This window comes from Psychrobacter aquaticus CMS 56, from assembly GCF_000471625.1.
GTDB lineage: Bacteria > Pseudomonadota > Gammaproteobacteria > Pseudomonadales > Moraxellaceae > Psychrobacter > Psychrobacter aquaticus.
This window is the reverse complement of record NZ_AUSW01000010.1, coordinates 1-26,427: the sequence shown is the minus strand read 5'-3', so window position 1 is coordinate 26,427 and position 26,427 is coordinate 1. Positions and strand designations below refer to the sequence as shown.

Annotated in this window: 20 protein-coding genes; 12 read left to right on the top strand and 8 right to left on the bottom strand. The window is 43.5% G+C overall.

Annotated elements, in window-relative coordinates:
- Position 1: 1 nt before the first annotated feature.
- Positions 2 to 1,738: a mechanosensitive ion channel gene (locus M917_RS01240; RefSeq protein ID WP_021812924.1), complete on the bottom strand. Its 1,737-nt coding sequence runs from the start codon at positions 1,736 to 1,738 to the stop codon at positions 2 to 4.
- Between the two features lie 489 nt (positions 1,739 to 2,227).
- Between M917_RS01240 and M917_RS01235 the strand changes: the two genes are divergently transcribed.
- Entirely contained in the window at positions 2,228 to 2,959 is a 732-nt protein-coding gene (locus M917_RS01235; RefSeq protein ID WP_040641578.1) for an FKBP-type peptidyl-prolyl cis-trans isomerase, read from the top strand.
- A 261-nt stretch (positions 2,960 to 3,220) separates the two neighbouring features.
- Here M917_RS01235 and argA read toward each other — a convergent pair whose 3' ends face one another.
- Positions 3,221 to 4,543: an amino-acid N-acetyltransferase gene (argA, locus tag M917_RS01230; RefSeq protein WP_040641576.1), complete on the bottom strand. Its 1,323-nt coding sequence runs from the start codon at positions 4,541 to 4,543 to the stop codon at positions 3,221 to 3,223.
- Between the two features lie 256 nt (positions 4,544 to 4,799).
- Here argA and M917_RS01225 point away from each other — a divergent pair, with 256 nt between their 5' ends.
- Positions 4,800 to 5,387, top strand: a complete 588-nt coding sequence (locus M917_RS01225; protein ID WP_021812921.1) for a hypothetical protein — start codon at positions 4,800 to 4,802, stop codon at positions 5,385 to 5,387.
- A gap of 177 nt (positions 5,388 to 5,564) precedes the next feature.
- Here the strand turns inward: M917_RS01225 and M917_RS01220 are convergent, their stop codons facing one another.
- Positions 5,565 to 6,557: a patatin-like phospholipase family protein gene (locus M917_RS01220; protein WP_021812920.1), complete on the bottom strand. Its 993-nt coding sequence runs from the start codon at positions 6,555 to 6,557 to the stop codon at positions 5,565 to 5,567.
- 194 nt (positions 6,558 to 6,751) lie between these two features.
- Between M917_RS01220 and recG the strand changes: the two genes are divergently transcribed.
- Positions 6,752 to 9,100 (top strand): ATP-dependent DNA helicase RecG, encoded by a 2,349-nt coding sequence (recG, locus tag M917_RS01215; RefSeq protein ID WP_021812919.1) that lies wholly within the window; start codon positions 6,752 to 6,754, stop codon positions 9,098 to 9,100.
- An 18-nt stretch (positions 9,101 to 9,118) separates the two neighbouring features.
- On the opposite strand, the gene M917_RS01210 is transcribed toward recG, so the two are convergent.
- On the bottom strand, positions 9,119 to 10,198 hold the full coding sequence (locus M917_RS01210) for a WG repeat-containing protein (protein WP_021812918.1): 1,080 nt from the start codon (positions 10,196 to 10,198) through the stop codon (positions 9,119 to 9,121).
- Positions 10,199 to 10,410: 212 nt separating this feature from the next.
- On the opposite strand from M917_RS01210, the gene M917_RS01205 reads away from it, so the two are divergent.
- From M917_RS01205 to M917_RS01190, 4 genes are all read left to right on the top strand, one after another.
- The gene (locus M917_RS01205) at positions 10,411 to 11,094 is read left to right on the top strand and encodes a TetR/AcrR family transcriptional regulator (protein ID WP_021812917.1); all 684 of its coding nucleotides are present in this window, start codon (positions 10,411 to 10,413) and stop codon (positions 11,092 to 11,094) included.
- A 91-nt stretch (positions 11,095 to 11,185) separates the two neighbouring features.
- A complete protein-coding gene (locus tag M917_RS01200) occupies positions 11,186 to 12,550 on the top strand; it encodes an efflux RND transporter periplasmic adaptor subunit (protein ID WP_021812916.1) in 1,365 nt (454 codons plus the stop codon).
- Positions 12,547 to 15,645 (top strand): efflux RND transporter permease subunit, encoded by a 3,099-nt coding sequence (locus tag M917_RS01195; RefSeq protein ID WP_021812915.1) that lies wholly within the window; start codon positions 12,547 to 12,549, stop codon positions 15,643 to 15,645. The genes M917_RS01200 and M917_RS01195 overlap by 4 nt, the downstream gene beginning before the upstream one ends.
- Positions 15,646 to 15,931: 286 nt before the next feature.
- Positions 15,932 to 16,546, top strand: coding sequence for a YceI family protein (locus M917_RS01190; protein ID WP_021812914.1), 615 nt, complete (start codon positions 15,932 to 15,934; stop codon positions 16,544 to 16,546).
- A gap of 111 nt (positions 16,547 to 16,657) precedes the next feature.
- On the opposite strand, the gene M917_RS01185 is transcribed toward M917_RS01190, so the two are convergent.
- The 4 genes from M917_RS01185 to M917_RS01170 form a co-directional block, all read right to left on the bottom strand.
- A complete protein-coding gene (locus M917_RS01185; protein ID WP_021812913.1) occupies positions 16,658 to 18,163 on the bottom strand; it encodes a tripartite tricarboxylate transporter permease in 1,506 nt (501 codons plus the stop codon).
- 5 nt (positions 18,164 to 18,168) lie between these two features.
- On the bottom strand, positions 18,169 to 18,624 hold the full coding sequence (locus tag M917_RS01180) for a tripartite tricarboxylate transporter TctB family protein (protein ID WP_021812912.1): 456 nt from the start codon (positions 18,622 to 18,624) through the stop codon (positions 18,169 to 18,171).
- Between the two features lie 115 nt (positions 18,625 to 18,739).
- Positions 18,740 to 19,759, bottom strand: coding sequence for a Bug family tripartite tricarboxylate transporter substrate binding protein (locus M917_RS01175; protein ID WP_021812911.1), 1,020 nt, complete (start codon positions 19,757 to 19,759; stop codon positions 18,740 to 18,742).
- Between the two features lie 297 nt (positions 19,760 to 20,056).
- Positions 20,057 to 21,346 (bottom strand): SLC13 family permease, encoded by a 1,290-nt coding sequence (locus M917_RS01170; protein WP_021812910.1) that lies wholly within the window; start codon positions 21,344 to 21,346, stop codon positions 20,057 to 20,059.
- Positions 21,347 to 21,684: 338 nt separating this feature from the next.
- Between M917_RS01170 and M917_RS01165 the strand changes: the two genes are divergently transcribed.
- The 5 genes from M917_RS01165 to M917_RS01145 all read left to right on the top strand — a co-directional run bounded on the left by M917_RS01165 (position 21,685) and on the right by M917_RS01145 (position 26,339).
- Positions 21,685 to 22,410, top strand: coding sequence for a GntR family transcriptional regulator (locus M917_RS01165; protein ID WP_021812909.1), 726 nt, complete (start codon positions 21,685 to 21,687; stop codon positions 22,408 to 22,410).
- Positions 22,411 to 22,651: 241 nt separating this feature from the next.
- Complete coding sequence (locus tag M917_RS01160) at positions 22,652 to 23,659, top strand: DUF1852 domain-containing protein (RefSeq protein WP_021812908.1); 1,008 nt, start codon at positions 22,652 to 22,654, stop codon at positions 23,657 to 23,659.
- Positions 23,660 to 23,715: 56 nt separating this feature from the next.
- A complete protein-coding gene (locus tag M917_RS01155; protein WP_021812907.1) occupies positions 23,716 to 24,744 on the top strand; it encodes a methionine synthase in 1,029 nt (342 codons plus the stop codon).
- A 37-nt stretch (positions 24,745 to 24,781) separates the two neighbouring features.
- The gene (locus M917_RS01150) at positions 24,782 to 25,285 is read left to right on the top strand and encodes a flavin reductase (RefSeq protein WP_021812906.1); all 504 of its coding nucleotides are present in this window, start codon (positions 24,782 to 24,784) and stop codon (positions 25,283 to 25,285) included.
- A gap of 247 nt (positions 25,286 to 25,532) precedes the next feature.
- Positions 25,533 to 26,339 (top strand): sulfite exporter TauE/SafE family protein, encoded by an 807-nt coding sequence (locus M917_RS01145; RefSeq protein WP_040641575.1) that lies wholly within the window; start codon positions 25,533 to 25,535, stop codon positions 26,337 to 26,339.
- The last annotated feature ends 88 nt before the right edge of the window (positions 26,340 to 26,427 follow it).

Below are 26,427 nucleotides of genomic sequence, written 5' to 3'. Positions count from 1 at the left end.
CTTATTTATTAAGGTCGTCGTTAAAACCGTTACCAGGCAATAAATGGTCATCACTAACAATGTTGTTATTACTGATACCAGGATTACTCAAACCAGTGTTGTTAACGCTGTCGTTAGAAATATCACTGGTATTCACATGAGGTGTATTTACGACATCGGTACGCAAGTCAGTAGGTGATGTGCTAGGAGCTGATGGCGTACTTTTTGGTGTATTTTCACGTACTGAATCAGCAAATTTTTCTTGGGTTGAAGTACTTGGTTGGAGTGCTGATTTTGCTTTCGCTTCAGTGCGTTCTCTGTCCATTTTATCCTGCATTTTGCGTAAAAAGCGTGCAGCTGCTTCTTGACCACCTAGACCAAATGATAGGGCAAAGGCTACCGCGACAGCACCCAAGGTCAGGCCAAATGCTAGGTTTACGATAGAGTCAGCGATTCCCATCGCTTTTAGACCCATGGCAAGTACTAAGCCCATGATTAGTACGCGTACGATGTTTGCTAGGAATTGTGAGCCTTGCTCAGAACGCTCAACGACACCAGCAATGATATTAGCCAGCCAAAAACCGATGAACAGAATGATCGCGCCTAGGATGATATTGGCACCGAAAGCGATGAACATAGCGATGATGGCTGAGATAGCGCCAAAGCCTAATAGATCAGCGGCAGCAATCGAGGCAAACAACATGGCAAAAAAGATAATCGCATAACCAACGAGGTCAGAAATCTTCTGAGCGCCCATAGTTTCTTGTAAGCCAACTTTGGCAGGCAGTTGATTGATTTGAGTGTTTTCGATTAAGCCTTTGATGATGTTAGCAACCATACGTACCACATAAAAGGTCACTACTAGGATAGCCACTGCCATAAAGATGTTCGGCAATGCGTCCATGATTTTGTTCAGCATGTTGGTCGCAGGACGAGCAATAACATCAATTCTTAGGGCATTTAACGCAGCAATAATGGTTGGAATGATAACCACCAAAAATGCCAATGAACCAGCAATATTTGGTAGGCTGTTCTGTTCACTCAAGCCTGCTTTTGACGCCAGTTCTTGTACATTAAAGGTAGAGACAAGGTTGGTTACAATGCCGCGTACGACTTTGGCAATGATATAACCAACTACGAAGACCACACCTGCAATGAGAATGTTAGGAATAAAGCTAAAGATTTTATCGACCATATTGGTCAATGGAGCAAATAAACCATTAAGCTCTAACTGACCCAATACCATGGTCAATACCACCAACAAGATAAACCAGTAAACCATATCAGCAATCGTGCTGCTCATAGGTTTGACGCCAGCTTTATCACTTAAGCGCTCATCCATTGATGTTTTAGCCAATGCGGCATTGATGGCGGTACGTACAACAGTAGCCAATACCCAACCAATAATACCAACAGCGATCGCACCGATAAGATTAGGAATAAACGCCAATACTTGGTTGACCATATTCGCAAATGGTGCCGAAATAGAGTTCAAGTTCAATTGGCTAAGAGCCCCAGAAATCGCGATGACAAAGATAAACCAAAAAACAATCTTGGAGATAATACCTTCAAGATCATACGTTTTGCCAGTCGAAGAATTCATGCGTTGGTTTAGGTTAACTTTAGCCAATACGCCGCGTACCAATGCGGCAATGCCGAGTGCCACTAACCAGCCAATGATAAAAATTAAAATAGCGCCAATAATAGAACCAATAGGTCCACCAAGATAACCATTGAACGATGTATACGTTGGATTCATCTTATCCTCCTTTAATCATCATATAAAAGCCGCTAAAAAATATTATGAATCTGATTATTATTAAGCGAAATCAATATATAGATGGTTGTGATAAATAGTATTTTTTAATTGAGTTATACGGCAACATGATAATTTTGAGCATAGAGTCTCATCACATATAGTCTTATCAAAAGTGTTTTTTTGACCGGAATCAACTGCCTCGTAATCTGTTGATTCAGTAACAAGATATCTATTCAACGATAAAAACTTACACTCGGTTACTTATCACCTTAGCTAATTCAGCTTATCTGATGTATTGATGGATTTAAAGATAGAAAGCTTAACGTGATACTGTATTTGTGTGATAACTTGTTATCACGGCGGGAAATAGTAACATAGACTGTACATTCGCCTGATAATTTCACCCCAAACATGGCTCCTAAAACCAAGATTTGTTATGATAGAAGCATGTGACATCTCGCCACTATTCTTACCATTTGAGAGTACTTTATGAAAAAAATCACTACTTTAAGTGTTAGTGCACTTGTGAGTGCTATGTTGTTAATCACTGGTTGCAGTACCAACAACGGCAACCAAGAAACAGCGGCAAAAAGCGTTTCTATCACCGAGCAAAGCCCAGCCACTGAAAAAGTGGGTTACAGCTTGGGCTTTATGATGGCAGAAGGCAATAAAGAAGCCGTGCAAGACTTGAATCTTGATACATTTGAGCAGGGCTTTCGTGATGGCTACGAAGGTAAAAAGTCCGCATTGACCCAAGAGCAAATGCAAGAAGTATTGATGACGTATCAAAAAGAGCAAGAAGAGCAGTTTGCTAAAGATATGGAAACCAAGGCAGGAGAAAATAAAACCAAAGGTGCTGCATACTTAGCAGAAAACGCTAAAAAAGAAGGCGTAAAAACCACCGCTTCTGGCTTACAGTACAAAGTCATCACTGCAGGTACGGGTAAATCACCAAAAGCGACTGACGTGGTTGAAGTGAACTACGAAGGTAAATTGATTGATGGCACAGTATTCGACAGCTCTTATGAGCGCGGTGAGCCAATCGAGTTCCCATTGAACCAAGTTATCGCTGGCTGGACCGAAGGTCTACAGTTGATGAAAGAGGGCGGAAAATACGAATTCTATATCCCGTCAGATATCGCTTATGGCGAAGCGGGCAACGCAGGTATCGAGCCTAACAGCACCTTGATCTTTACCGTTGAGCTGCTAGAAGTAAAATAATGCACTATTAGCATTTATACAGCATAAAAAGCCTTCATAATTGTTATGAAGGCTTTTTTATAGATAAGTGTTTTTATATTGTATAGTTGGTGGAAAGTAATATCGATACAACACGTGCTGCTGGTGCAAATTTTTCTTGCTTGCTGTGCCTTCGCAGCTCGATGCTGCAAAAAATTGACACTAGCAGCACTGTAGCGATTTTAAAGTATGTCAACTATATGACTGTGAGAGCCGAAAAAGCGCTACCAATTCGACTATTAATTATAGGTTTTTTTGGAAGACTTTGGAGTTACGACCATTGTGATACTTTTCTTGACGAGGTTCAGGTAAGGCGCTGGCATCAACTTCAGCAAAGCCTTGCTCGACGAACCAATGTGCCGTCCGCGTCGTTAAGACAAACAATTTATGCAGACCATGACTGCGTGCTTGTTGCTCCAAAAACGCCAGCAAGTCAGCACCGCGACTGCCGCTACGATACTCAGGATGTACCGCAACGCAAGCAACTTCCGCTGAATCGGCATCTAGAGGATAAAGGGCAGCACAGCCTAAAATCATACCATCCCGCTCGATGACGCTATAGTGTTCAATCTCTTGCTCCAAGCGCTCGCGTGAGCGGCTGACTAAAATACCTTGTTCTTCTAAAGGTGACAATAGCTCAATCAGTCCGACCACATCATCAATGTCGGCGCGACGAATCTCTTCGTAAGGGTCATGGCTAATAAGCGTACCAGAACCATCACGGGTGAATAATTCCTCTAGTAGTGCACCATCTTTGGCATAGGAAATAATATGTGTGCGATGAACGCCTTGACGACACGCGTTACTGGCACAGCTCAAAAAATAATTGATCTCACAATTCAAATCACGATCACGCAAAAAGCGATCGACTTCGTTTGGAATCATTTCGCGTAGCAAACGGTCATTGTGATTGATGCCAGTTTCCTCACCCAAAAATATGAGCTTATCAGCCCCAAGTGCCACGGCCGCGCTAAGCGCCACATCTTCCGCCAGTAAATTAAAAACTTCGCCAGTCGCTGAATAACCCATTGAGCCCAAAATCACGATATGGTCGTGCAAGAGATTGTTTTTAATGGCTTCAACGTCGATAGAGCGTACTTCTCCAGTCATTTGGTAATCGACACCATCACGAATACCATAAGGACGAGCGGTGACAAAATTGCCTGAGATGGCATCGATGCGCGAGCCATACATAGGTGAGTTGGCAAGCCCCATCGATAGCTGTGCTTCAATCTGTAAGCGAATTGCCCCCACTGCTTGTAAGATGGAGGGCATAGCTACCCTTGGGGTAATGCGAATGTCTTGATATAGGGGAGAGGTGATACCCGTATCGTTGAGATTTTGCTCAATTTGCGGTCGTGCCCCATGTACCAATACGAGTTTGATACCCAAACTATGTAGTAAGGCAAAATCGTGAATAAGCGTACTAAAATTAGGGTGATTGACCGCCTCACCACCAAACATAATCACGAAAGTTTTGCCGCGATGAGTATTGATGTACGGAGCAGAGTTACGGAACCAATGGACGTATTCAGGGTTAATTTGTGGCATAGCGCTAGTAGTCATAATAAGGGCAGTAGTCGTTAGAATAAAAAAAGGGGCGTAGCAAAAAAATGCCTATCGCTAAAGATTTACCATAGCAAAAAACGCCGTTATGAGCTATCTTTTATTTCAGTAGTGTTAATCAATCTTTAAAGCTTATTTGCGATATACACAACCTCTACACGGGGTTAGTATACGCACAAACACTTTTTGTTATGCTAAACGCTATTGCTTTACCAGCTGCGTTTTACCGATATATTAACTAGGGATAATGAAGACCATGAAAATAAATAACCAATTTGCTAGTCCATTTAGTGCTTGGAGCGGACATCGCTTATTTCACGTTGTTGCTGGTACGCTCATTGGTGCTATGGTAGTAACGCAAGCCTCAGCGATGTTGCCAACGCCAGAGCAAGCAGTGGATGGTTCAGTTGCTGTGCAGACAAGCAATAATCAAAGCCACAACTCCAATGCACAAGCCGTTAATAGTAAAATTACAGCATCATTGATTAGTGTTGATGCCAATGGACAAGAAATTTTGGTTCCTGTCAATGCCAACACTCGTCTGCAAACTGGTAATGTTTTAGAATATCAAGGATATTTTACTAATACCAATGCTGACAGAGTCCGTAAAATGACGGTAACGATGAGTATCCCTGAGCAAGTGGAATTATTAAAAGCGGTATCGCCTGATTTCCCATACGGCAGTGCGGATGGCAATACGTTTGCTCGTATGCCGTTACGTGGAAAAATTGATAATCAATTGCAAGAAATCCCATTAAAGTACTATAAAGCGGTGCGTTGGGATCTTGAAGGTCTTGGTCTCAATGACACCGTCGTGGTCAAATATCGCGCGCGCGTTAAATAAGTCATGCGTTTGATGTGATGTTTTGCTCAATCGCTCTTTATTCCAGCAGAAAAGCACTACGGTTCATGACTGTGGTGCTTTTTTTCGTTAGAGTTTTGAGGCTTTTAAATGCCTCGTTTACTAGGGCGTGTCCTCATTTTTATAACCATTTTCAAAATGAGGACACGCCCTAATCAATCAGAGCGTGGCGTATTTACTTTGGGATTTTTGTTTAATCAATTGTTTAATGGCCTCAATTTGTGGGGTCGTGGCTTGCGTGCCAGCAGTGATGAGGGCGCGGCGCTGACGGGTGTCTATTGAGCTGATATGACCCACATCAGGCATAATGACGATATCAGCACGATCCCGTTCATAACGCATGACTGAGCTACGATTGGTACTTGGCTGAGCGATGATATTATTTTCTAGAAATCCCCAAAAACTGCTCAATGAGTTTAGAGTGGGCATTTTATTTGTAGTAGGCGAGCTGCCATTAATATTAGTGCTGGTCACATCGACAGCAATGACAATATCAGCGCCCAAATCACGCGCGCTATCAACGGCTACTAAACTCACCACGCCACCATCGATGTATTTTTTGCCGACTTTTTCAGGAATACGTGGGGCGATAAAAATATTGGGCACGCTACAGGATGCTTGAACGGCAAGCCCAGCATCGCCCGTGGTAAAGACTGATTTTTTTAAGGTGTACTTTTCGGCGGCGACCGCCGCAAAGCTGATTGGGAAATCTTCTATGACTCTGCCGCCTACTTTAGTATTGATGAAGTTTTTGAGTTTGATGCCTTCGATAAATCCTTGATTGGATAATACAAAATCTGTCAATTCGCTGTCAGTCGTGGTCAGTGCCAATTGTTCAAGTTGTGTTGGTGTATAGCCGCTGGCGTATAAGCTGCCAACCAAACTACCAACGCTGGTGCCAACGACGAGTGTTGGTGTAATACCGTTCTCTTCTAATGCTTTAATCACGCCAACATGAGCAAAGCCTTTCGCACCGCCACCGCCCAATACCAACGCGACACTCGGCTTCTTTATTTCAGGTACTAGAGGCGTTGGCGTCGCTGGGGGTAAAGTGCTACAAGCACTGATAGACAGCCCTAATGCTGCAAGCAGACTCAGACGTGTTGATACTAAATGATGACGGTATTGATGTTGGAGCGTAAGAGCAGACATAAAAAAGACCTTATACGATTGCCAAATGCAGAAAAAGGACAGCAGTTATTGATATGATAACAATGACCTATTTGGCTTTAACGCCATACAAAACAGTATTACCAAATCGCTGCGCATAAGCAATCGGATTGTCAGTTATAATCATAATGACTGAATGTCTCTAAAACTTAAAAATAATATCGTTAGGATCCTTGATGCCAATATCAGCCAGTCATTCTTCAGTGAGCTCATCAGACCATTTTAGGTCTGAGCTGCCAGTCTCGGCGCTAGATATGCCAGTGACAGTGCTGGCAGGTGTCGGATCAAAAGTCGCAGAACAATTGGCGCAATTGAATATCAAGCGAGTATTTGATTTATTGTTACATTTGCCACGTGATTACGAGGATCGTAGCCGGCTAGTCTCTATCGCAGAAGTAGGGCATGGGCAATCTGCATTAATCACTGGGCGTGTGGTACATGTCGATATCAAGCGCAGTGGTATGACGGTCGTCATAGATGATGATACAGGTACGATCTCCTTGCGGTTTTTTAAGGTCTATCAAGGTCTTGCGCAAACGATGAGTTTGGGCACGCAATTACAGTTATTCGGTGAGGTCAAAGTGAGCCGTTATGGTAAACAACTGCATCATCCTGAATATCAGATTATTACGGATAGTGCTGCTATGACCAATACTGGCTTGCAGCCGATTTATCCTAGTGTAAAAGGTTTGCATCAGAATAAACTGCGGACATTGATTAAGTTGGCATTACAGACCGTGCGCAGCCAAGGTTTGCCAATGACACTCTTTACAGCGGCTGACTTTGCTGTTGTTGCTGACTTACCTTTAGCGCCTTTCGAGCCAAAAAAACCAGTGACCATAGAGACGTATCCAGAAGATATATTCTCCACATTGGCGCGTAGTGTGCCTGATAATGCTATTGGCAATAGTGTTAACGACGCCCGTGCAACTGCTTATAATGCCAGTCATGATATCAATACAGTCGCTAGTAGAACGATTAATAATAACGTCTATAACCTGACGATATTTGAAGCACTCGTATTACTGCATACGCCGCCCACTTATACCGATGCAGGTCAACAATATAAACTGTTGACGCAATTAAGTGCGCGTACACATGCGGCTTGTCAACGTTTAATCATTGAGGAGTTGACTGCCCATCAGCTCAGTTTGCTATATCGTCGCCAGCAATTGCATCAGCATAAAGCGCCCAAATGCGCCATTAAAAGCCCACTTGCTGACGCGTTGTTTGTGGCCTTGCCTTTTGATTTAACAGGTGCACAAAAACGAGTCATGAAAGACATTACGGCGGATATGGCAACCTCGATTCCGATGCTGCGATTGGTACAAGGCGATGTGGGTGCTGGTAAGACCTTGGTCGCAGCAGGGGCAGCAGGCTATGCTCTTGATAGTGGCTGGCAAGTGGCGGTCATGGCACCGACAGAAATCTTGGCAGAACAGCATTTACTTAACTTTAAAAATTGGTTTGAACCATTGGGCATCGGTGTTGGTTGGCTGGCGGGTAAGCAAACCGCGAAGCAGCGCCGTGAAGCGTTAGAGGCGGTGAGCGAAAATACCGTGCAGGTGGTCGTTGGCACGCATGCCCTGTTTCAAGAGCAGGTGCAGTTTGCCAAATTGGGGCTGGTTATTATCGATGAGCAGCATCGGTTTGGCGTTGAGCAACGTATGGCATTGACCAATAAAGGCGTGGCTAATAGTACGCCGCATCAGCTAATTATGACGGCAACCCCGATTCCGCGTACGCTTGCGATGAGTGTTTATGGTGATATGGATACCTCGATTATCGATGAGCTACCACCCGGACGTACGCCCATTACTACTGTAACCATCGACCGCAACCGCCGCGATGAGGTGATTGAGCGCATTGCAATTAATTGCGAAGCAGGTAGGCAAGCATATTGGGTGTGCTCACTGGTAGAGGAGTCTAGTGTGCTGGACGCGCAAGCGGCTGAAGCGACTTATGAAGATTTAAATGAGCGATTGGATATTCGTATTGGACTGGTACATGGCAAAATGAAGTCAGCGGACAAACAAGCCATCATGCAAGCGTTTAAAGCAGGTCATCTGGATTTGCTGATTGCCACAACGGTCATCGAAGTGGGCGTCGATGTGCCCAATGCCTCATTGATGGTCATTGAAAATGCGGAACGCTTGGGACTGTCGCAACTGCATCAATTACGCGGGCGCGTCGGACGTGGCTCAACCAAGAGTTACTGTGTGCTACTGTACCAAAAGCCATTATCAGAAACGGGTACTGAGCGCTTAAATGTCTTGCGTGATAGCACCGATGGCTTTGTTATTGCCCAAAAAGATTTAGAGCTGCGCGGACCGGGTGAGCTTTTGGGGAAACGTCAAACGGGTAACGTGGGTTATTACTTGGCCGACCTCATTCGTGATGAGCAATTATTTGCAATCGCTCAGCGTTTGGCCAAGCATTTGATTGCAGATCCTACGCGCAAAGCAGATGTCAGTCAGCTTATTCATCGCTGGATGCCAGAGGCGAGTCGTTATACCAATGCTTAAGTGTTTCATCTTAATATCTTAGTTAAGTCGTTGACCCAATTGATCGATATAAAAGTGTTCGCCATCTATACTTACTTCCGCTATGCCATTACGAAAATAACGAGAGTCATCGAATTGATAAGGGATGATCAACTGACCACTATGATCTGCATAACCCCACTTTTCATTCTTTTTGACTGCCATAAGTCCTTCTCTAGAAGGCATTGCTTTGTCGTATTGCATAGCAGTTAGCATCTGTCCTGATGGCAGAATATAACCCCATTTATCGACAATCATAACCGCTGCCACTCCTTCAAAAAACGGATCAGCAGCGTCGTATATAAAAGGCGTGAGTAACTTGCCTGAGGTATTAATGAGCGCATACTTATAGGCCTTTCTAACGAAAGCAACGCCATCTTGAAACCTAGCAGCAGCATCATAAGTAAATGGAATAATAGTCTTACCTTCTATGTCTAGATAGCCATACTTACCATTCAGTTTGGCAACTGCTCTGTTGCTATTATAGTCACTTATTTCCTCGTAAATAAAAGGTACATGGGTAGTGCCTTTCTGATCAATCATTCCCCATTTGCCTTTTTGTTGGACCGAAGCATAGCCTTGTTCAAAACCTTCATATGCAACAGCTTGATAGTGAATTGGAATCTGTATATCACCTTGAGAGTTTAAAAATACCCAGCCACCAGCGTCAGGATTAAAGATGCCATTAGGCGGGTTTTGGTTTACTGCCGCTAGCCCTTCAGAGAAATCATTCGCGTCATCGAATATAAACTCAGTAATAAAATGTCTTTGCTTATTGATATAAGCGCTCTTCTTAGTATCAAAATCCATGACTACTGCAAACCCTTCTGAAAAACGATGAATCAAGTCGTACTTTGTTGGAATTACCTCCACGCCATTCGCATCAATGGCGCCATAATGAGGCACGTACTCAACAATGGCCATACCATCTTGCAGACAATCTAGAGAGGTATAAGCGCCAGATTGAAACTTTGGATGCACACAGTATTCAACCTCAGAACTGCTAGCTTGCGCGTAGCTACTAATAGCCAGTGTGCTCATAGCAAATGTGCCGAGAATCATTAGCTTTGAGAAATTCATCAACTTATCCTAGTAGAGGTATTGTTAGTAATAGATATTCATAGATTTATTTAAAGACATTGTTATCCCATAGTATGTTATTAAACGCATAATTTAATAGCAATTTTCACTGTTGTTTTATTAAAAAATTCATTCGTTATTGGCCTTATGATTCTTAAAAGAAAAACCATTAAAACGTTTGACTCAATCAATTGATTGATTAATAATAATCCATGACAAAATTATCTGAAATTGACTTTGAAACCGCGCTTGATCGAGTCGAAGCCGAGCCTAATAGTAGCGCCGCCTCAATTTTAAGATGCGCCGAAACGCTGTTTTCGACTAAAGGCTTTAAAGCGGTTACTACTCGAGATATTGCACAGGCATCTGGCAAGAATATCTCCACCATTCACTTTCACTGGCAAAGCAAACGGACGCTGTATGAAGCGGTATGTAGAATGCATTCTCGTCAGCTGTTAGCTTTTGTGTTCCAAACGGAAGCAGCGATTGCAGATAGCACACTTGAGCCCGCCCAAGCGTTAGAGCAGTGGATCGATAAAACTTTAGATTTACTGATTGAGAATCCAGCTATTGCTAAGCTAGCGTCACAGAATATCTCGGTACAAAATAACCCAGAAATGCTGACTTTGTTTCAACATGACATTCAAGTATTGGCACGGTTTCAAGGCTATCTGTCTACATTTCTTGCCCCCACTGATGATCATACTAAGCCATTGTGCCTGTTCACCTTGCTTTATTTTACTATTGGTATGTTTACTGATTCGTCACTACAACAAGCCATGCTTGGTGGGTCGGTTTACGAACAACCAGAATTACAACAACAACTTAAATTGTTTGCAAAAAATCTAGCAATGGGCTTATTGCAAAAAGATAGCGCACTAACCACTAATTTATAGGCTGTTCTGACCAGTGACTGTTTTTAAGTAATTGTTTAAGTGAATGTTTAAAGGCTGCTTTTATTATTATCCGTATTTATAGAGACCGATTATGAGTGACTTTCACGACCCTAATAATGAGCAAGAGCCCAATGCTCAGCAAAAGCTGAATGCTCAGCCGCTACCTGAGTCTAAGTTGCCACCATATCGTACATCCAATACAGGAAATAGTTCGTCGTCAAAGTACCCTTTATGGCTCTTGCCTGTCCTAGCAGCAGTACTCATCATTGGGGTACTTCTTGGAAAGTATTGGGGCGGTAATGACCAAACAGTGATAGATGATTCATCAGGCTCTACTAGTGCCCTTAGCGATAATGCGAGCACCAGCGCTGCCAATACCGAGCAAGCGGTACTGTCGGTAGAAACGGTGATGCCACGCCAAGATGATATTGGTAATACATTGAGCGCTGATGGGACAATCAATGCCAAAGACACAGCGAATGTCAGTGCCAAGGTGACTGGCGTGGCAATTGAGCGGATACTGGTTGAAGAGGGCGATCGCGTCAATGCGGGTCAAGTACTGGCAGTGTTTGATACCGATGCCATGGAGCAGCAAGTCTTGCAAGCAGAAGCAGACGTTGCCGAAGCAGAGGCCACGCTTGCCAATGCCAGCGCCGATGCCGTACGCGTCCTGCCATTGATAGACATTGATGCCATTAGCAAACAAGAAGCTGATCGCTATCGTACCGCCGAGGTGAGAGCCAGAGCCGCTTTGCAAGCATCTAAAGCGCGCTTAAGCAATCAGCGTTTGACGCTAGAGAATGCCAGCGTTATCGCACCAATTAGTGGTGTCATTAGTGAAAAAATGGCAGAAGTTGGTATGGTCGCTGGTGGTGATCCGTTATTTACGATCATTAAAGGGGGTGTTTTAGAGTGGCGAGCGGATATCGATCCTAAGCTAGTCGGCGACATCAATATCGGCACGCCCGTTCGCGTGAGTTTACCAGATGGCGATTCTGTCTTGGGGCAGGTGAGCCGCATTGCGCCGACAGCGGATAACAATCGTCAAATTACGATTTATGCCAGCTTAGCAGCCAACGCAAAAGTACGCGCAGGTATGTTTCAAACGGGCGAGTTCCTATTGGGCAGTGCCAGCACACAAACAGTTCCCAATAGCGCTATCGTGAGCAACGACGGCTACGATTATGTGATGCTAGTAACTAATATCACAACTAAAAACGGTGCGAGCGTTGGCCGTATTAAGCAACAACGAGTGACGCTTGGCGAGCGACTGGATGATAACGTCGCGGTCACTGAGCCATTGCCCGATGACAGTCGAATTGTGAAGCAGGGCGGTAGTTTTTTAAACGAGGGTGATGTGGTGCGTATCGTTAATACTGCCAGCCAAGCAGCCAATCAAACGGATGCGACTTTGGATACAGCAACCACTGGCACAGCCACGCAGGCGCGCTCATGAGCCTAAATGTTTCTGCTTACTCCATTAAAAACCCACTGGTTGCCATTTTGTTGTTTGTGCTACTAACGTTAGGTGGCATCTACGGCTTTATGCAAATGAAGGTGCAGCAGTTTCCAGATATTGACTTGCCAGCGGTCGTGGTCACGGTGACCTTACCCGGTGCCGCGCCAACGCAGCTAGAAAATGACATCGCCAAAAAGATAGAAAATAAGCTGACCAGTATTGAAGGCGTCAAGCATATCAGGACGACGCTACAAACTGGGGCAGCCACGATGGTCACGGAGTTTGTCCTAGAAAAAGACATTCAAGAAGCCGTCGATGATGTACGTTCGGCGGTCGGCGAAGTGCGAGGTGATCTGCCCGCTGCTGCCAACGACCCCATTATTACCAAAGTCTCTACCGCAGGATTTCCAGTCGTGACTTACTCGGTCGCGGCTGAAAACATGAGCGTGGAAGACCTGTCATGGTTCGTGGATGACACTGTCACCAAACGTCTTTCTGATATTCCTGGTGTCAGTGCGGTCGGTCGTGTGGGCGGGCTTCAGCGTGAGATTACCGTTGCCGCTGATCCCATTGCACTAAGTGGCTTAAAGTTTTCTATTGCGCAGTTATCTGATCAAATCGCAGGAATTCAGCAAGACAGCTCAGGCGGTGAAGCAGAGGTGGGTAAAACCACTCAGACTATTCGTGTATTGGGTGCGGTTGAGCGTGCTAGTGAGCTCAATGACTTACAAGTAACTGTCCCGACAGGCAGCACGCAAGCCCTTGGACGTATGGCGCAAATCATGGATGGCGCTGCGGACCCAAGCTCTATTGCTAAGTTGAATGACCAAACGGTGGTGGCATTTAATATTACTCGATCGCGCGGTGCCAGTGAAGTGGACGTAATGGAGCTGGTGGATGCAGAGCTTGCCAAGCTGACAGCAGATGCGGGCAATATCAGTATCGAAAAAGTCTATGATCGGGCAACGCCCATTGCAGAAGATTATCAAGCATCATTACGCATGCTGATTGAAGGTGGTCTGTTAGCGGTGGTGGTGGTTTTCTTGTTTTTACGTAATATTCGGGCGACCATCGTTGCGGCGGTTGCTTTACCACTATCTGTCATTCCAACTTTTTTGGGCATGTATTTATTTGGCTTTAGTCTCAATATCATCTCGCTGCTCGCCTTATCATTAGTAATTGGGGTGTTGGTTGATGATGCTATCGTTGAGGTTGAAAACATCATACGCCATCTGCGCATGGGTAAGACGCCTTATGAAGCTGCGATGGAGGCGGCAGATGAAATTGGTTTGGCGGTGGTTGCAACGACTTTCACACTGATCGCGGTTTTTTTACCCACGGCCTTTATGGGCGGTGTTGTTGGGCAGTTTTTCCGTCAGTTTGGCTGGACGGCGGCCTTATCGATTTTTGCGTCATTAATGGTCGCGCGTCTTATTACCCCAATGATGGCCGCGTATATCTTGCGACCAGAAAAAAAGCATGTCGAAAAACAAAGTGCCCTGATGGATTGGTATCTAAAAATAGTCACGTGGACGCTGCGTTATCGCTGGCTCACAATGGGTGCAACCTTAGTACTGTTTGTGGCCTCGCTGACGCTCGTAAAATTACTACCGACTTCTTTTATTCCGGACAATGATATTGATCAGACACGTGTGGCCATTGAGCTGACGCCTGATGTGGCATTAGAAGATACTGAGCGAGTAGCAGCGCTGGCAAGTGCACGTATTTTGGCAATGCCGGAAGTCACCAATATATTTACGTCAGTGGGTGAAGCTCAGGCGACGATGGACTCAAACTCTAGTGGCGGCAGCAAGGCAGAGAATATCGCTGGTTTAGATATTGTGCTCGCGCCGAGAGCAGAGCGTGGTTCTAAGCAAGAGATTGAACGTCAGATAAGTCGTTTATTGGCAGAAGTGCCGGGTGCGCGCTTTACGGTCGGTTTATCGAGTGGCGGTGAGAGCGGTTATAACTTTTCGATGACCAGTACCAATTCTCAGTTGCTTGAACAGACCGCCCAGCAAATTATGTTAGAGATTCGAGCGTTGCCCAGTGCGGGATCAGTGACCAGTGACCGTAGTTTGCCGCGTCAGGAGTTAACGGTCACACCAGACCGACTGGCGATGGCTGATAAAGGCGTAACCACGCAGGACATCGCGACGACATTACGTGTGGCGACTGTTGGTGACTATGAGCAGCGCTTATCTAAACTCAACCTAGACACGCGCCAGATTCCTATTGTGATTCGTCTGCCAGATGTTGCCAAACAAAACGTCAGTCAATTAGAAGGCTTATACGTACCAAGTTCCTTACCAGCAGGACAGGGCGTACGGGTGGGTGAGGTTGCTTCGCTAGACTTTGGTACAGGGCCTGCTCAAATCAAAAGGCTCGATCGAGAGCGTGCGATTAGTATTACGGTTCAGCCTGCAAATGGCGAGCTTGGCGATTTGGTACAAGCGGTCAAAGCCATACCTGCTATGCAGACGTTACCGCCTTCGATTACGATGATTGACCAAGGTCAAGCAGAAAATATGGCTGAGCTATTTAGCGGCTTTGTGATTGCGATGTCGGTTGGCGTGGTTTGTATTTTGGGCGTGCTTATTTTATTATTTGGCCGTGTATTACAGCCATTTACCATTTTGATGGCTTTACCACTCTCTATTGGCGGTGCCTTTGTCGGCTTGGTCATTACCAATAGCAGCCTATCTATGCCTTCCATGATTGGTTTTATTATGCTCATGGGCATTGCGACCAAAAACTCTATCTTACTGGTCGATTATGCGCTGATTGCCCAGCGTCGCGGTTTGGCACGTTTTGAGGCAATCATTGATGCCTGTCGCAAGCGGGCGCGTCCTATTATTATGACCACTATTGCGATGGGCGCTGGCATGTTGCCATTGGTATTTGGGTGGGGAGATGCCGATCCTACGTTTAGGCGTCCGATGGCAGCGGCTGTGCTAGGGGGGCTTGTGACCTCCACGTTATTGAGCTTGGTAGTGATTCCAGTCGTTTATACATTGATGGATGATTTGTCAGGTTGGTTTGCCAAGTGGCTCACGCCAAGCGGTAACGAAGGCACAGCGATCGAAAAGTAAATTTGGTTTATTATTTTAATAGGCTACGGCAATCAGTATGATCTTATCGTCAATATAGTGAGTTCAGTATAAAACGAGTCAGCGGAACTGGAATGCTTATCTTTAAACGAGAAGTTTCGCAGCCTCTGTCTGCGAAGGCACAGCAAGCCAGAAAAATTTATACCAGTTCAGCGTTGGAATGTATCAGTTTTATTTAGAATCGACTATATATAAAATGAATATAAGAAAAGTGGTCAATCACAGAGGATGCAATTGACCAAACATCAACTGTCAAAGGAATGTCATTATGTCGCAAATTCCACTTTTAACAATCGCCCGCTCTTACGGTAAACCTTTAGCCGGTATGATTTTGGGCGCGTTGAGTATCGCTAGCAGCCATGCAACGACCTATAATATAGATCCCGCCCATACCAATGTGCGTTTCGCCATTGATCACTTCAATACCTCTACCAATACGGGTGGTTTTTATAATTTAACGGGTCAGCTAACATATGATCCTAAGGCCAAGACAGGTAGTATCTCGCTTGTTATTCCTTTAAACAGTTTAAATACTGGTAACAAAGCTTTTGACATTATGCTCAAAAGCGCCGATTTTTTTGATATTGAAAAATTTCCATTGGCACATTTTGAGTCTACCAAATGGCATTTTGCGCCCAATAAAGACAACTCAGAGGTTACCAAAGTAGAAGGGTTGCTGACGCTGCATGGTAAAACCAATCCTGTTACTTTGACGGCCACAAAATTCAATTGTTATTTGAGTCCTATATTAAAAAAATCGGTCTGTGGCGGTGACTTTACGACGACCATTGATCGGACGAAATGGGGTATCAGTAAATATACGTTGCTAGGTATGACAGAAAAGGTAGATTTAACCATTCAGATTGAGGCAGCAAAGCAGTGATAATCGTTTAAAGATAAAAGCGAAATGCTGCTATACCAAAAAGCAAAACGGTGATCATACCTAAAGTACAATCACCGTTTGAGACATCTCTGAATATAAAGTGTCTAGAATCTACACAGCTGTCTTCTTAAAGCGTTTACGATACTGTTTACGAATGATTGGCATGAATACCATCAGTAACACAAGTACCCATAACGACATAGTAATTGGACTGCCCCACAAGATAGACATTTCACCTTGAGAAATAGACAGAGCACGGCGTAGGTTAGACTCCATCAGCTCTCCTAGTACATAACCTAGAATAAGCGCTGATAATGGGAAGTTCAACTTACGTAAGAAATAACCAAATATTCCAAGTCCTACCATGAGTACCATATCAAAAGTCGTACTGTTGATAGAGTAAACACCAACGAAACTAACGGCAGCGATTGAAGGTATTAAGATATAGTTTGGTACATCAAGCAATTTTGCAAACAGACCAACTAAAGGAATGTTCATTACTAACAAAATAACGTTACAGATGAACAAAGAGGCGATAAGACCCCAAACGATGTCAGGCTGCTCAGTAAATAGTTGCGGACCTGGTGTAATATTGTACAAGGTCAGCGCGCCCATCATGACCGCAGTTGTACCAGAACCAGGTACACCCAAGGTCAACATTGGTACGAATGAGCCACATGCTGAAGCATTATTTGCTGCTTCTGGCGATGCCAAACCACGAAGATCGCCTTCACCAAATTTGCCACTATCGCCAGCAATTTTACGTTCGCTAGTGTATGTCATCGCACTAGCAATCGTTGCGCCTGCGCCTGGAAGGATACCAACGACGAAGCCCATTAAGCCACTACGTACCATGGCACCAAAAGTAAAGGTCAGCTCTTTGAGGTTGAATAAGCTACGTTTACCTTGCTCGATTACTTTATGACCAGTACTGGTTCTTTCTAGTAGTATTAAGATTTCACTAACACTAAAGAAACCAATAACGATAGTAGTGAACTGGATACCATCGGATAGGTTGACTGAATCGAAAGTAAAGCGATAAATACCAGTAACCGCATCGACACCGACGGTCGCAAGACCTAAGCCTATCATAGCTGCAACGGCTGTCTTGATAGGCTGATCACCGACCAAACCACTCAGACAGGTAATGGCGAATACCATCAATACAAAGTACTCAGCAGGTCCAAAAGACACTGCCCATTTAGCCAATAGTGGTGCAAACAGTACCACACCAAGAGTAGCAATAGTAGAACCAACGAACGAGGCTACCGCAGATATGGATAAGGCAATACCTGCTTTGCCTTGCAGCGCTAGAGGATTACCATCCAATGAAGTCATAACTGCAGCAGCAGATCCTGGCACGTTGATTAAGATGGCAGAAATACGTCCACCATATTCACAACCAAGATACACAGCCGCCAGTAAGATTAGAGCACTCTCTGGTGGCAGACCGAGAGCAAAGGCAAAAGGTAATAGTATCGCCACACCGTTGATAGGGCCAAGGCCCGGTAACATACCCACGACAGTACCAATAAAGGCACCAATGAGGGCAATCAGTAAGTTTTTGGGTAAAGTGGCTACGGAAAAACCGTGCATTAAAAAGTCAAAAGTTTCCATAATAGCTATCCCATTATTCCTGATAATATTCCAAGTGGCAGAATGACATCCAAGGCCATGTCAAACAAAGCATACAAGGCAATACTGATCACAACTGAAAAGATAAGGCTTTTAATAGGATTGCCAGCGAACAATAAACCAAGAGCAAAACACATCAGCATGGTAGCAACAACAAAACCTAAAGGCTCAAAAATCAAACTATAGATCAACAGTGCACTGACACACAAAACCAGATTTCTAATAACTACCTTGTTGTAGCCTAAATCAATGACTTTGGTAAATCGTGCAGGACGAAAAGCAATAACTAAGGTCAAAAGCGCCATAATTGAAAAAATCAAAATAGGATAGGGTCGAGGGCCGATAGGGTCATAGGCAATAGGGGCGACATAACCAATGGCTAAGTATATTAGAAATAAACTAAATAGCCCCATCAGCCCCGAGAACAGACGTTCCATTGTCATAGCAGTAATCCTTAAATTCTAAAATAAAAGGTTGATAGATGTGTCATCTGTCAACCTTTGATAAATACTATAAAATTTAGTATTCAATCATTAAGGGAGTATGGTCTTAATGAGGCTATTTGGCTTCAGCGCCAAGGAGGTCATATTCAGCTGATAGCTCACGTAGCTCGCCAGTACGCTTATAAACATAGGCTTCAAGCTCTTCACCCGTCATAGAGAAAGGTAGTAGTTCTTGCTGTTCGCGCAATTCAGCAAACTTTGGATCAGCAAGCATCTTATCAAACGACGCTTTCCACCAAGCATAAGCAGCAGGACTCACATCTGGACCCATGTAATAGCCGCGAACAACAGGCCAATTAACATCGTAGCCTTGCTCTACAGCAGTAGGAATATCTGCCATAGTACCGCCCAGTCTTTCTTCGGCAAACACTGCCAATACTTTCAGCTTACCAGCAGTGGCTTGTGGCATAATCTCTGCAATACCAGCACTCACGACAGTAACATGATTACCCATGACCGCAGTAATCGCCTCTCCGCCGCCTTCCATCGCCACATAAGTCATGTCGCTAGGGTTAACACCAACTGCTTTAGCCAAAATAGCCGTTTGCATCCAATCCTGACCACCGACACTACCACCAGCCGCAAAACTAATCGCTTTTGGATTTGATTTGAGTTCAGCGACCAATCCTGCTAGATCTTTGATTGGTGAATCGGCATTCACAGCAATAGCGCCATAATCGGTACCCACGCCTGCTAGCCATTTCACGTCTTTTTCAGTGAATTTACCAAATTTACCTTGCGACAGGTTCAGAATAGAGCCAGTAGAGAAAGCGATAATTGCATCGTTATTTGCACGATCATTGGCAACGACTTTGTTGTAAGCAACTGCGCCTACACCGCCTGGCATATAAGTGACTCGCATTGGATCTGTTAAGATGCCAGTATCTCTTAAGCCAGCTTGTGCAAGCTTACAAGTCAAGTCAAAGCCACCACCTGGTTTTGCAGGGGCGATACATTCTGGACGTGAAGGACCTGAAAATTCATCTGCGCCTGCGCTAGCAGTTTCGTTAGCGTTATTACATGCGGTGAGGGTTAGTGCGGAAAGGCCAAGAGCCAAATAAGATAGTTTGTTCACACGACGCTCCTTGTGTGTTTTGATTTACTAAAAAACCAATAAAATTTTAACTAAAGTCGTAAAGTTATTACATGAAATGTTCATGTTCGATTAACTCAGCTGAGTAAACTTTATAACGATAGAACCCTAAATGTTGTACAAAAGTAACAGAATATTTTAAAAATGACAAGAAACATATGTATGTATGTATGAATTTTATTTTCATAAAGCAAAACCTTATATTTATATTTTGAACATTTATCGACTTAAAAAACCGTATGGTGGTTCAGGAGTTTGAGACGGAACTTACCATAGTGCTTAAAATATGAGCTGAATAACTAAAATCGCGCCTATTCCAATAATGATATCTAGGGGCAATGCCTTAAACAGCAGAATATTTAAAAGCCGACCTTTATCTATATGCAATTGAGAGGCTCCCAAGGTTAGACTGCCTCCTGATGAAAACGGGGAAATAGACGAGCTTTGAGCGCCAACTACAATACAGACAAATAGTAATAAAGGGTTTAAACCAGAGGCAACGGCTAACGCTGGCACCATAGGAAATAAAGTAGGCGCGACTACCCCAAGTGTACTCGCAAATATTGACATAATTGCGCTAATAACAAACACTAAAGTCGGTATCATCCAGATAGGTACGTTGGTGCTTAGCCATTCTGTCAGCTCGTAAATAACCCCTATTTCTACCCCAAGGCTGATCAACATGCTGACGCCACAAATCATAATGAGCGTATTCCAAGGTATCAAAGCAATTACAGTTTTTTCATCACCCAGCTTCAAAAACAAACTGACCAAAACAAAAAAAATGGCAATAAAACCAATATCAATCCGAGCATTCAAAAACTGAATCGCTTGTACTTGTGGCATCAGCAGATTTGAAATAGGCACAATAAGTACAATGGCCATCATAATAAAAATCAGCATAATAGACTGCTTTTGCTTACTGTCTAAAGGCTCTGGCAATATGCTTTGAATCACTATTTTACTATTCTTGGCATTGATAAAGCTGTAAACGCTCAATACGATGACTGGCATTAAAAAGGTCACAGCAAAGATCCCTAAACCATACGTAAAGGTATTATCATTGGCCACACCAGCGGATCGCATGAGCTCTCTAAAGATAACGCCGCTTTGTGAAGTGATAAAATTAGCGCCGGCTAGTGCGCCATAGTTCACTGACAAAATAGCCATCACGACATTTAAGTTGGTTCTTTTGGACAACAACAAAATCATAGGCGCCATAGTGGCTAACACTGTGTAATAACCAGCACCTAAGCCTGCCACAATCGTGGCCGTAAAAAAAATAGCCAGAGGCAATAACGCTGGAAAGTGTCGACACTTATAAATCAAATGACTACATAATTTTTCTAAAGCACCGTTAGCCAGAGGAAAATTATAAAAGAGCGTCACTGCAAAAATAACAAAGAAAATTTTGAGAGGCCATAGTTTAATAACTTCAGAAGCACTAAGCCCCATACCGAAACATCCAATAAGGTATGAAAATACAATCGCAAACAAGCCGATATTAATTTTAGTGATGTAGCCCAGCGCAATAGAGGTTACGATGGCCATTAAAATATATAGAGTCATGTTTGCTCCTTGACTTTGATTGTATAAAACCTAAATCTATCTACATATGTATTTTCTAGAGTAAAGAGTGCTACGATAATGTTGACAGATAATTTTCTAGGTTCGCCTATTGTATAGGCGCTCAAAGCGTATTCAACTGAGTAGAATGATAGCAAAAATGGCAGTATGAATGAGATGAGATTCACCAAAAAATCTGGGTGGGCGTTAACATTAAAAGGATATTTAAAATTTGGTTAGGACTTAAGATAGAATGTCAGATATATTCTACTGCTTAGGCATGTAACCCTGCTTAACGTTCTTAAAACAGATAATCAAAATCTTCACATTGTGGTGAAAAAATGATAGATAATTTTAAAAAATTCAACATGCCACGCTACGAGCAAGTACGGTGGCATATTCAGACGTTACTTACGGAAAGTAAATGGGATGAAAGCACCCCCTTACCTACGGAACAGGACTTTGCAGATAAGTATCAGGTGTCGGTAGGAACCGTCCGTAAAGCGGTCGAAAAGTTAGTAGAAGATGGGGTGTTGATAAAACATCAAGGCCGCGGCACTTTTTTAAAAAAACCAGATTTTAACACCTCGTTGTTAAGATTTTATAAGTTCCGTGATCAAGAAGCTCGATACGTTATACCGACTGGCGTCATCAAAAAAATAACGTTGATTGAGGCGGTTGATACGATCAATAAAACATTGAATATTCATGAAAACGAAGATCTGATTTATATAGAACGTGTGCGTATCGTCGAAGACAAAGTCATTTTGAGTGAAAGAATTTGGTTACCTAAGAACCGCTACCAAGAGTTTATAGGTCTAGAACCCAAAGATTTTGAGAATCTTCTCTATCCTTTTTATTATAAAAAATGCGGACAATTTGTATCCTCTGCTATAGAAACACTATTTTTTATAACCGATCATATAGATCCTTATTTGGACAATACGCAACACGAAAACTTGGTTAAGGTATGCCGCATCGCTAAGAATTTGGAAGGTGATCCTGTTGAGTATAGAGAGTCATACGGACTGGCAGAAAAATTCAGTTATGAAAGTCAGATTATTTAGTGGTCAGCTTATCCAAATTAAAAAACACTTTTTAATCTCTTCTAGATTTGATGAATGTACTTTTAACGTCTTAATATTTTAACGTCTTAATGAAAGCCCTTTCTATATCTTAAATTTACTAAGATGAATTATATTCATATTTAGTTTAATTTACATCATTTTTATTCATGTATTGATTCAGGCATAATTCATCTCATACAGAAATTTGGTTTTATTTTGAGTATTAGGGGAGCGGATTACCATGAGTAAAGAATTTGCCTGTTCAATTAAGAGTATTCGTTTCGATGAAAACTATCATCCAGCCGATAGCACGCGTCTGACGACTAACTTTGCCAATCTGGCGCGCGGCGAGCATCGCCAAGAGAATCTACGCAAAACGTTGAGAATGATAAACAACCGTTTTAACGCTTTGGCACATTGGGACAACCCGACAGCAGACCGTTATTCTGTTGAAGTTGACATCATTTCTGCAAATATGGATATCGAAGGCAATGGCGATACATTTCCTGTCATCGAAACCCTTAAAACAACGATTGTTGATCATAAAGACAACAAGCGTATTGACGGTATGATCGGCAATAGTTTCTCCTCTTATGTGCGCGATTATGACTTTAGCGTCGTACTACTCGAGCATTTCGATAAAAACCCAGCCTCTGCGCCACCAGAGAATTTTGGCGACTTGCATGGCAAGCTGTTTCAATACTTATTGAACTCAGAAGCCTACCAAGCCAATTTTGATAAAAAACCAGTGATTTGCCTCAGTGTTTCAACCAGCAAAACCTATTACCGTACGGCCAATCAGCACCCTGTATTGGGCGTTGAATACAAGCAAGATGAATACTCGCTAACCGATGAGTATTTTCAAAAAATGGGTTTAACCGTACGTTACTTTATGCCGCCAAATAGTGCTGCGCCACTAGCGTTCTATTTCGCCGGTGACTTATTGAGTGATTACAACGATCTTGAGCTAATCAGTGCCATCAGTACCATGGAGACGTTCCAAAAAATCTATCGGCCTGAAATTTACAATGCCAACTCAAGCGCAGGCGACGTGTATCAACCAAGTTTGGAGTACCAAGATTATTCACTGACGCAAATCGTGTATGATCGTGAAGAACGCAGTCAAATGGCAGTAAAGCAAGGCAAATTTACACAAGAGCAATTCATTAAGCCTTATCAAGACGTTTTAGAGCAGTGGGCTGCAAGCTATTCTGTGGAAAAAAGTGCGGCTAAAAAGCATGCTGCCTAACTGACCGACATATAAAAAATTAAACCATAAAAACAAAATATAAAAGATGAGATACCATGAAAACGTTATTACCGACCTCAACCGCTGGCAGCTTACCGAAACCGTCTTGGCTGGCAGAACCCGAAAAAATTTGGTCACCTTGGGCGTTAGAAGGTGATGAGCTTATCCAAGCCAAACAAGATGCTCTGCTAGTATCGTTGCAAGAGCAAGTACGTGCAGGGGTCGATATTGTCAGTGATGGCGAGCAAACCCGTCAGCACTTTGTGACCACGTTTATTGAACATCTTGACGGTGTCGATTTTGAGCAGCGTAAGACCGTTCGTATTCGTAACCGCTATGATGCCAGCGTGCCGTCAGTGGTGGGTAGCGTGAGCCGTCAAAAGCCTGTGTTCGTTGACGATGCAAAGTTTTTACGTCAGCACACCGACCAGCCGATTAAATGGGCGCTGCCAGGGCCAATGACGATGATTGACACGCTATATGATGGTCATTATAAAAGCCGTGAAAAACTCGCGTGGGAATTTGCCAAAATCTTAAATCAAGAAGCGAGAGAGTTAGAAGCGGCTGGCGTGGATATCATTCAATTCGACGAGCCTGCCTTCAATGTGTTCTTTGATGATGTGAACGACTGGGGTATTGCTACTTTAGAGCGTGCCCTCGACGGTCTAAAATGTGAAACGGCAGTACATATTTGCTACGGCTATGGCATCAAAGCCAATAACGACTGGAAAAAAACACTCGGTTCAGAGTGGCGCCAATATGAGCAAGCATTTCCCAAGCTGCAACAATCTAAAATCGATATTATCTCACTTGAGTGTCAAAACTCACGTGTACCCATGGATTTGATTGAATTGATTCGCGGTAAAAAAGTGATGGTCGGCGCGATTGATGTGGCGACCAATGACATTGAGACGCCTGAGGCGGTCGCAGATACCTTGCGCAAAGCATTGCAATTTGTCGATGCCGATAAGCTCTATCCCTCGACCAACTGCGGCATGGCGCCTTTGTCTCGCCAAGTGGCACGTGCCAAGCTGTCAGCGTTGAGTGCTGGCGCAGAGATTGTTCGTCAAGAACTGACGGCCTAATTTAAAAAAAGCGATAGTCAAATTTAGGGTATAAGTGATGATTGAAGCAACTGACTTTAGAAATGCCATGTCTTTGTTAACGACGGCGGTCAATGTCGTTACCACAGAAGGCGCATCTGGTCTTCATGGGTTTACTGCCTCTGCGGTATGTAGCGTTACAGACACACCGCCAACACTGCTGGTTTGTATGAATCAGACATCGCGTTCACATATACATTTTATTGAAAATAAAGTTCTATGTGTCAATGTGCTCGGCGCGCAGCATGAACAGCTATCTAATGCGTTTGCATCCAAATTGTGCTCAGAAGAGCGATTTCAACAAGGCTCTTGGACTACATTAAAAACAGGTGCTCCAGTTTTAGAAGATGCGCTTGTCAGTTTTGATTGTGAGATTGAGCAAGTGCAGACAGTGGGCACACACAGTGTCTTTATGTGCCGCGTTGTTGCTATCAGACAAAATGAACAACAAGGCGGGCAAGAGGAAAGCTTGGTTTATTTTAATCGTACCTATCATCAAGTTGGTCAAGTACAGTTTGCTTAGGTCAGTGCTTAAGTCAATTATTTCATATAGTCGATTCATTTTAAAAGAGTTAAGTTCTGCTGGTATAAATTTTATGGAGCATCTGTCACGCTTGCAAACAGCCAGTGAGAAAAATTTATATCAGTAGAACATAATTAATGGTTGTACCATTTTTATTCTGGATTGACTATATTGTGGCTACTCATATTTTTGGATTGATTTAATTATTGTCCAACCATTCATCATCTAACTGTGAAGTAAATATCCCGTGGAACTCATCATATTTTTCATAATAGGGGCTATAGCAGGGTTTGCGGCTGGGCTTTTTGGCGTGGGCGGTGGCACGATTATGGTGCCACTGTTATTCATCGTCTTTACCCAAATGGGTTATAGTGCTGATACGACGATGCATTTGGCCTTGGGGACGTCACTGGCGACCATTGTTATAACCTCTATAAGCTCGTTAATGGCACACAATAAAAACGGCGCCGTCATGTGGCCTGTATTCAAAAATCTGGCACCAGGAATGGCAATTGGCTGTTTTTTTGGGGCAGGAATCGCAGGATGGTTGTCTGGGACTCATCTTCAGATCATTGTTGGCACGTTTTTGCTTTGGGTCGCCTTTACCATGCTGACTGGCGGTAAAAAGCGAGTAGAGGCAAATGCCAATAGGTCATTGCCTTCGACACCTAAGCAGCTCGGTGCAGGCGCTGGAATAGGGGTGGCCTCTGCTATTTTTGGTATCGGCGGGGGAAGCTTAACGGTTCCTTATCTCAATCGTTATGGTGTGGTCATGCAAAAAGCGGTTGGCACGTCAGCGGCATGTGGTTTACCGATTGCCATTGCAGGCGCGTTAGGCTTTATGATTTTTGGGCTAAATGAGCAAGTAGATGTGCCTAATGCGATTGGCTTTGTACATATTTATGCGTTTTTGGGCATTGGTACCATGAGTTTCCTCACAGCCAAATTAGGCGCAAAAGCAGCTCATACTTTATCACCACAACTATTAAAGAAAAGTTTTGCGTGGTTGTTGGTCATTGTGAGCATTTTCTTCTTATTTAAAGCATTATCCTAAGTATTTATACTTGTATCGCTAGAATACAAATCGCTCGAGTCGGACTGCGCTGATTGGTCTAATATAAGTAGTTTTATGATAGCAGTAT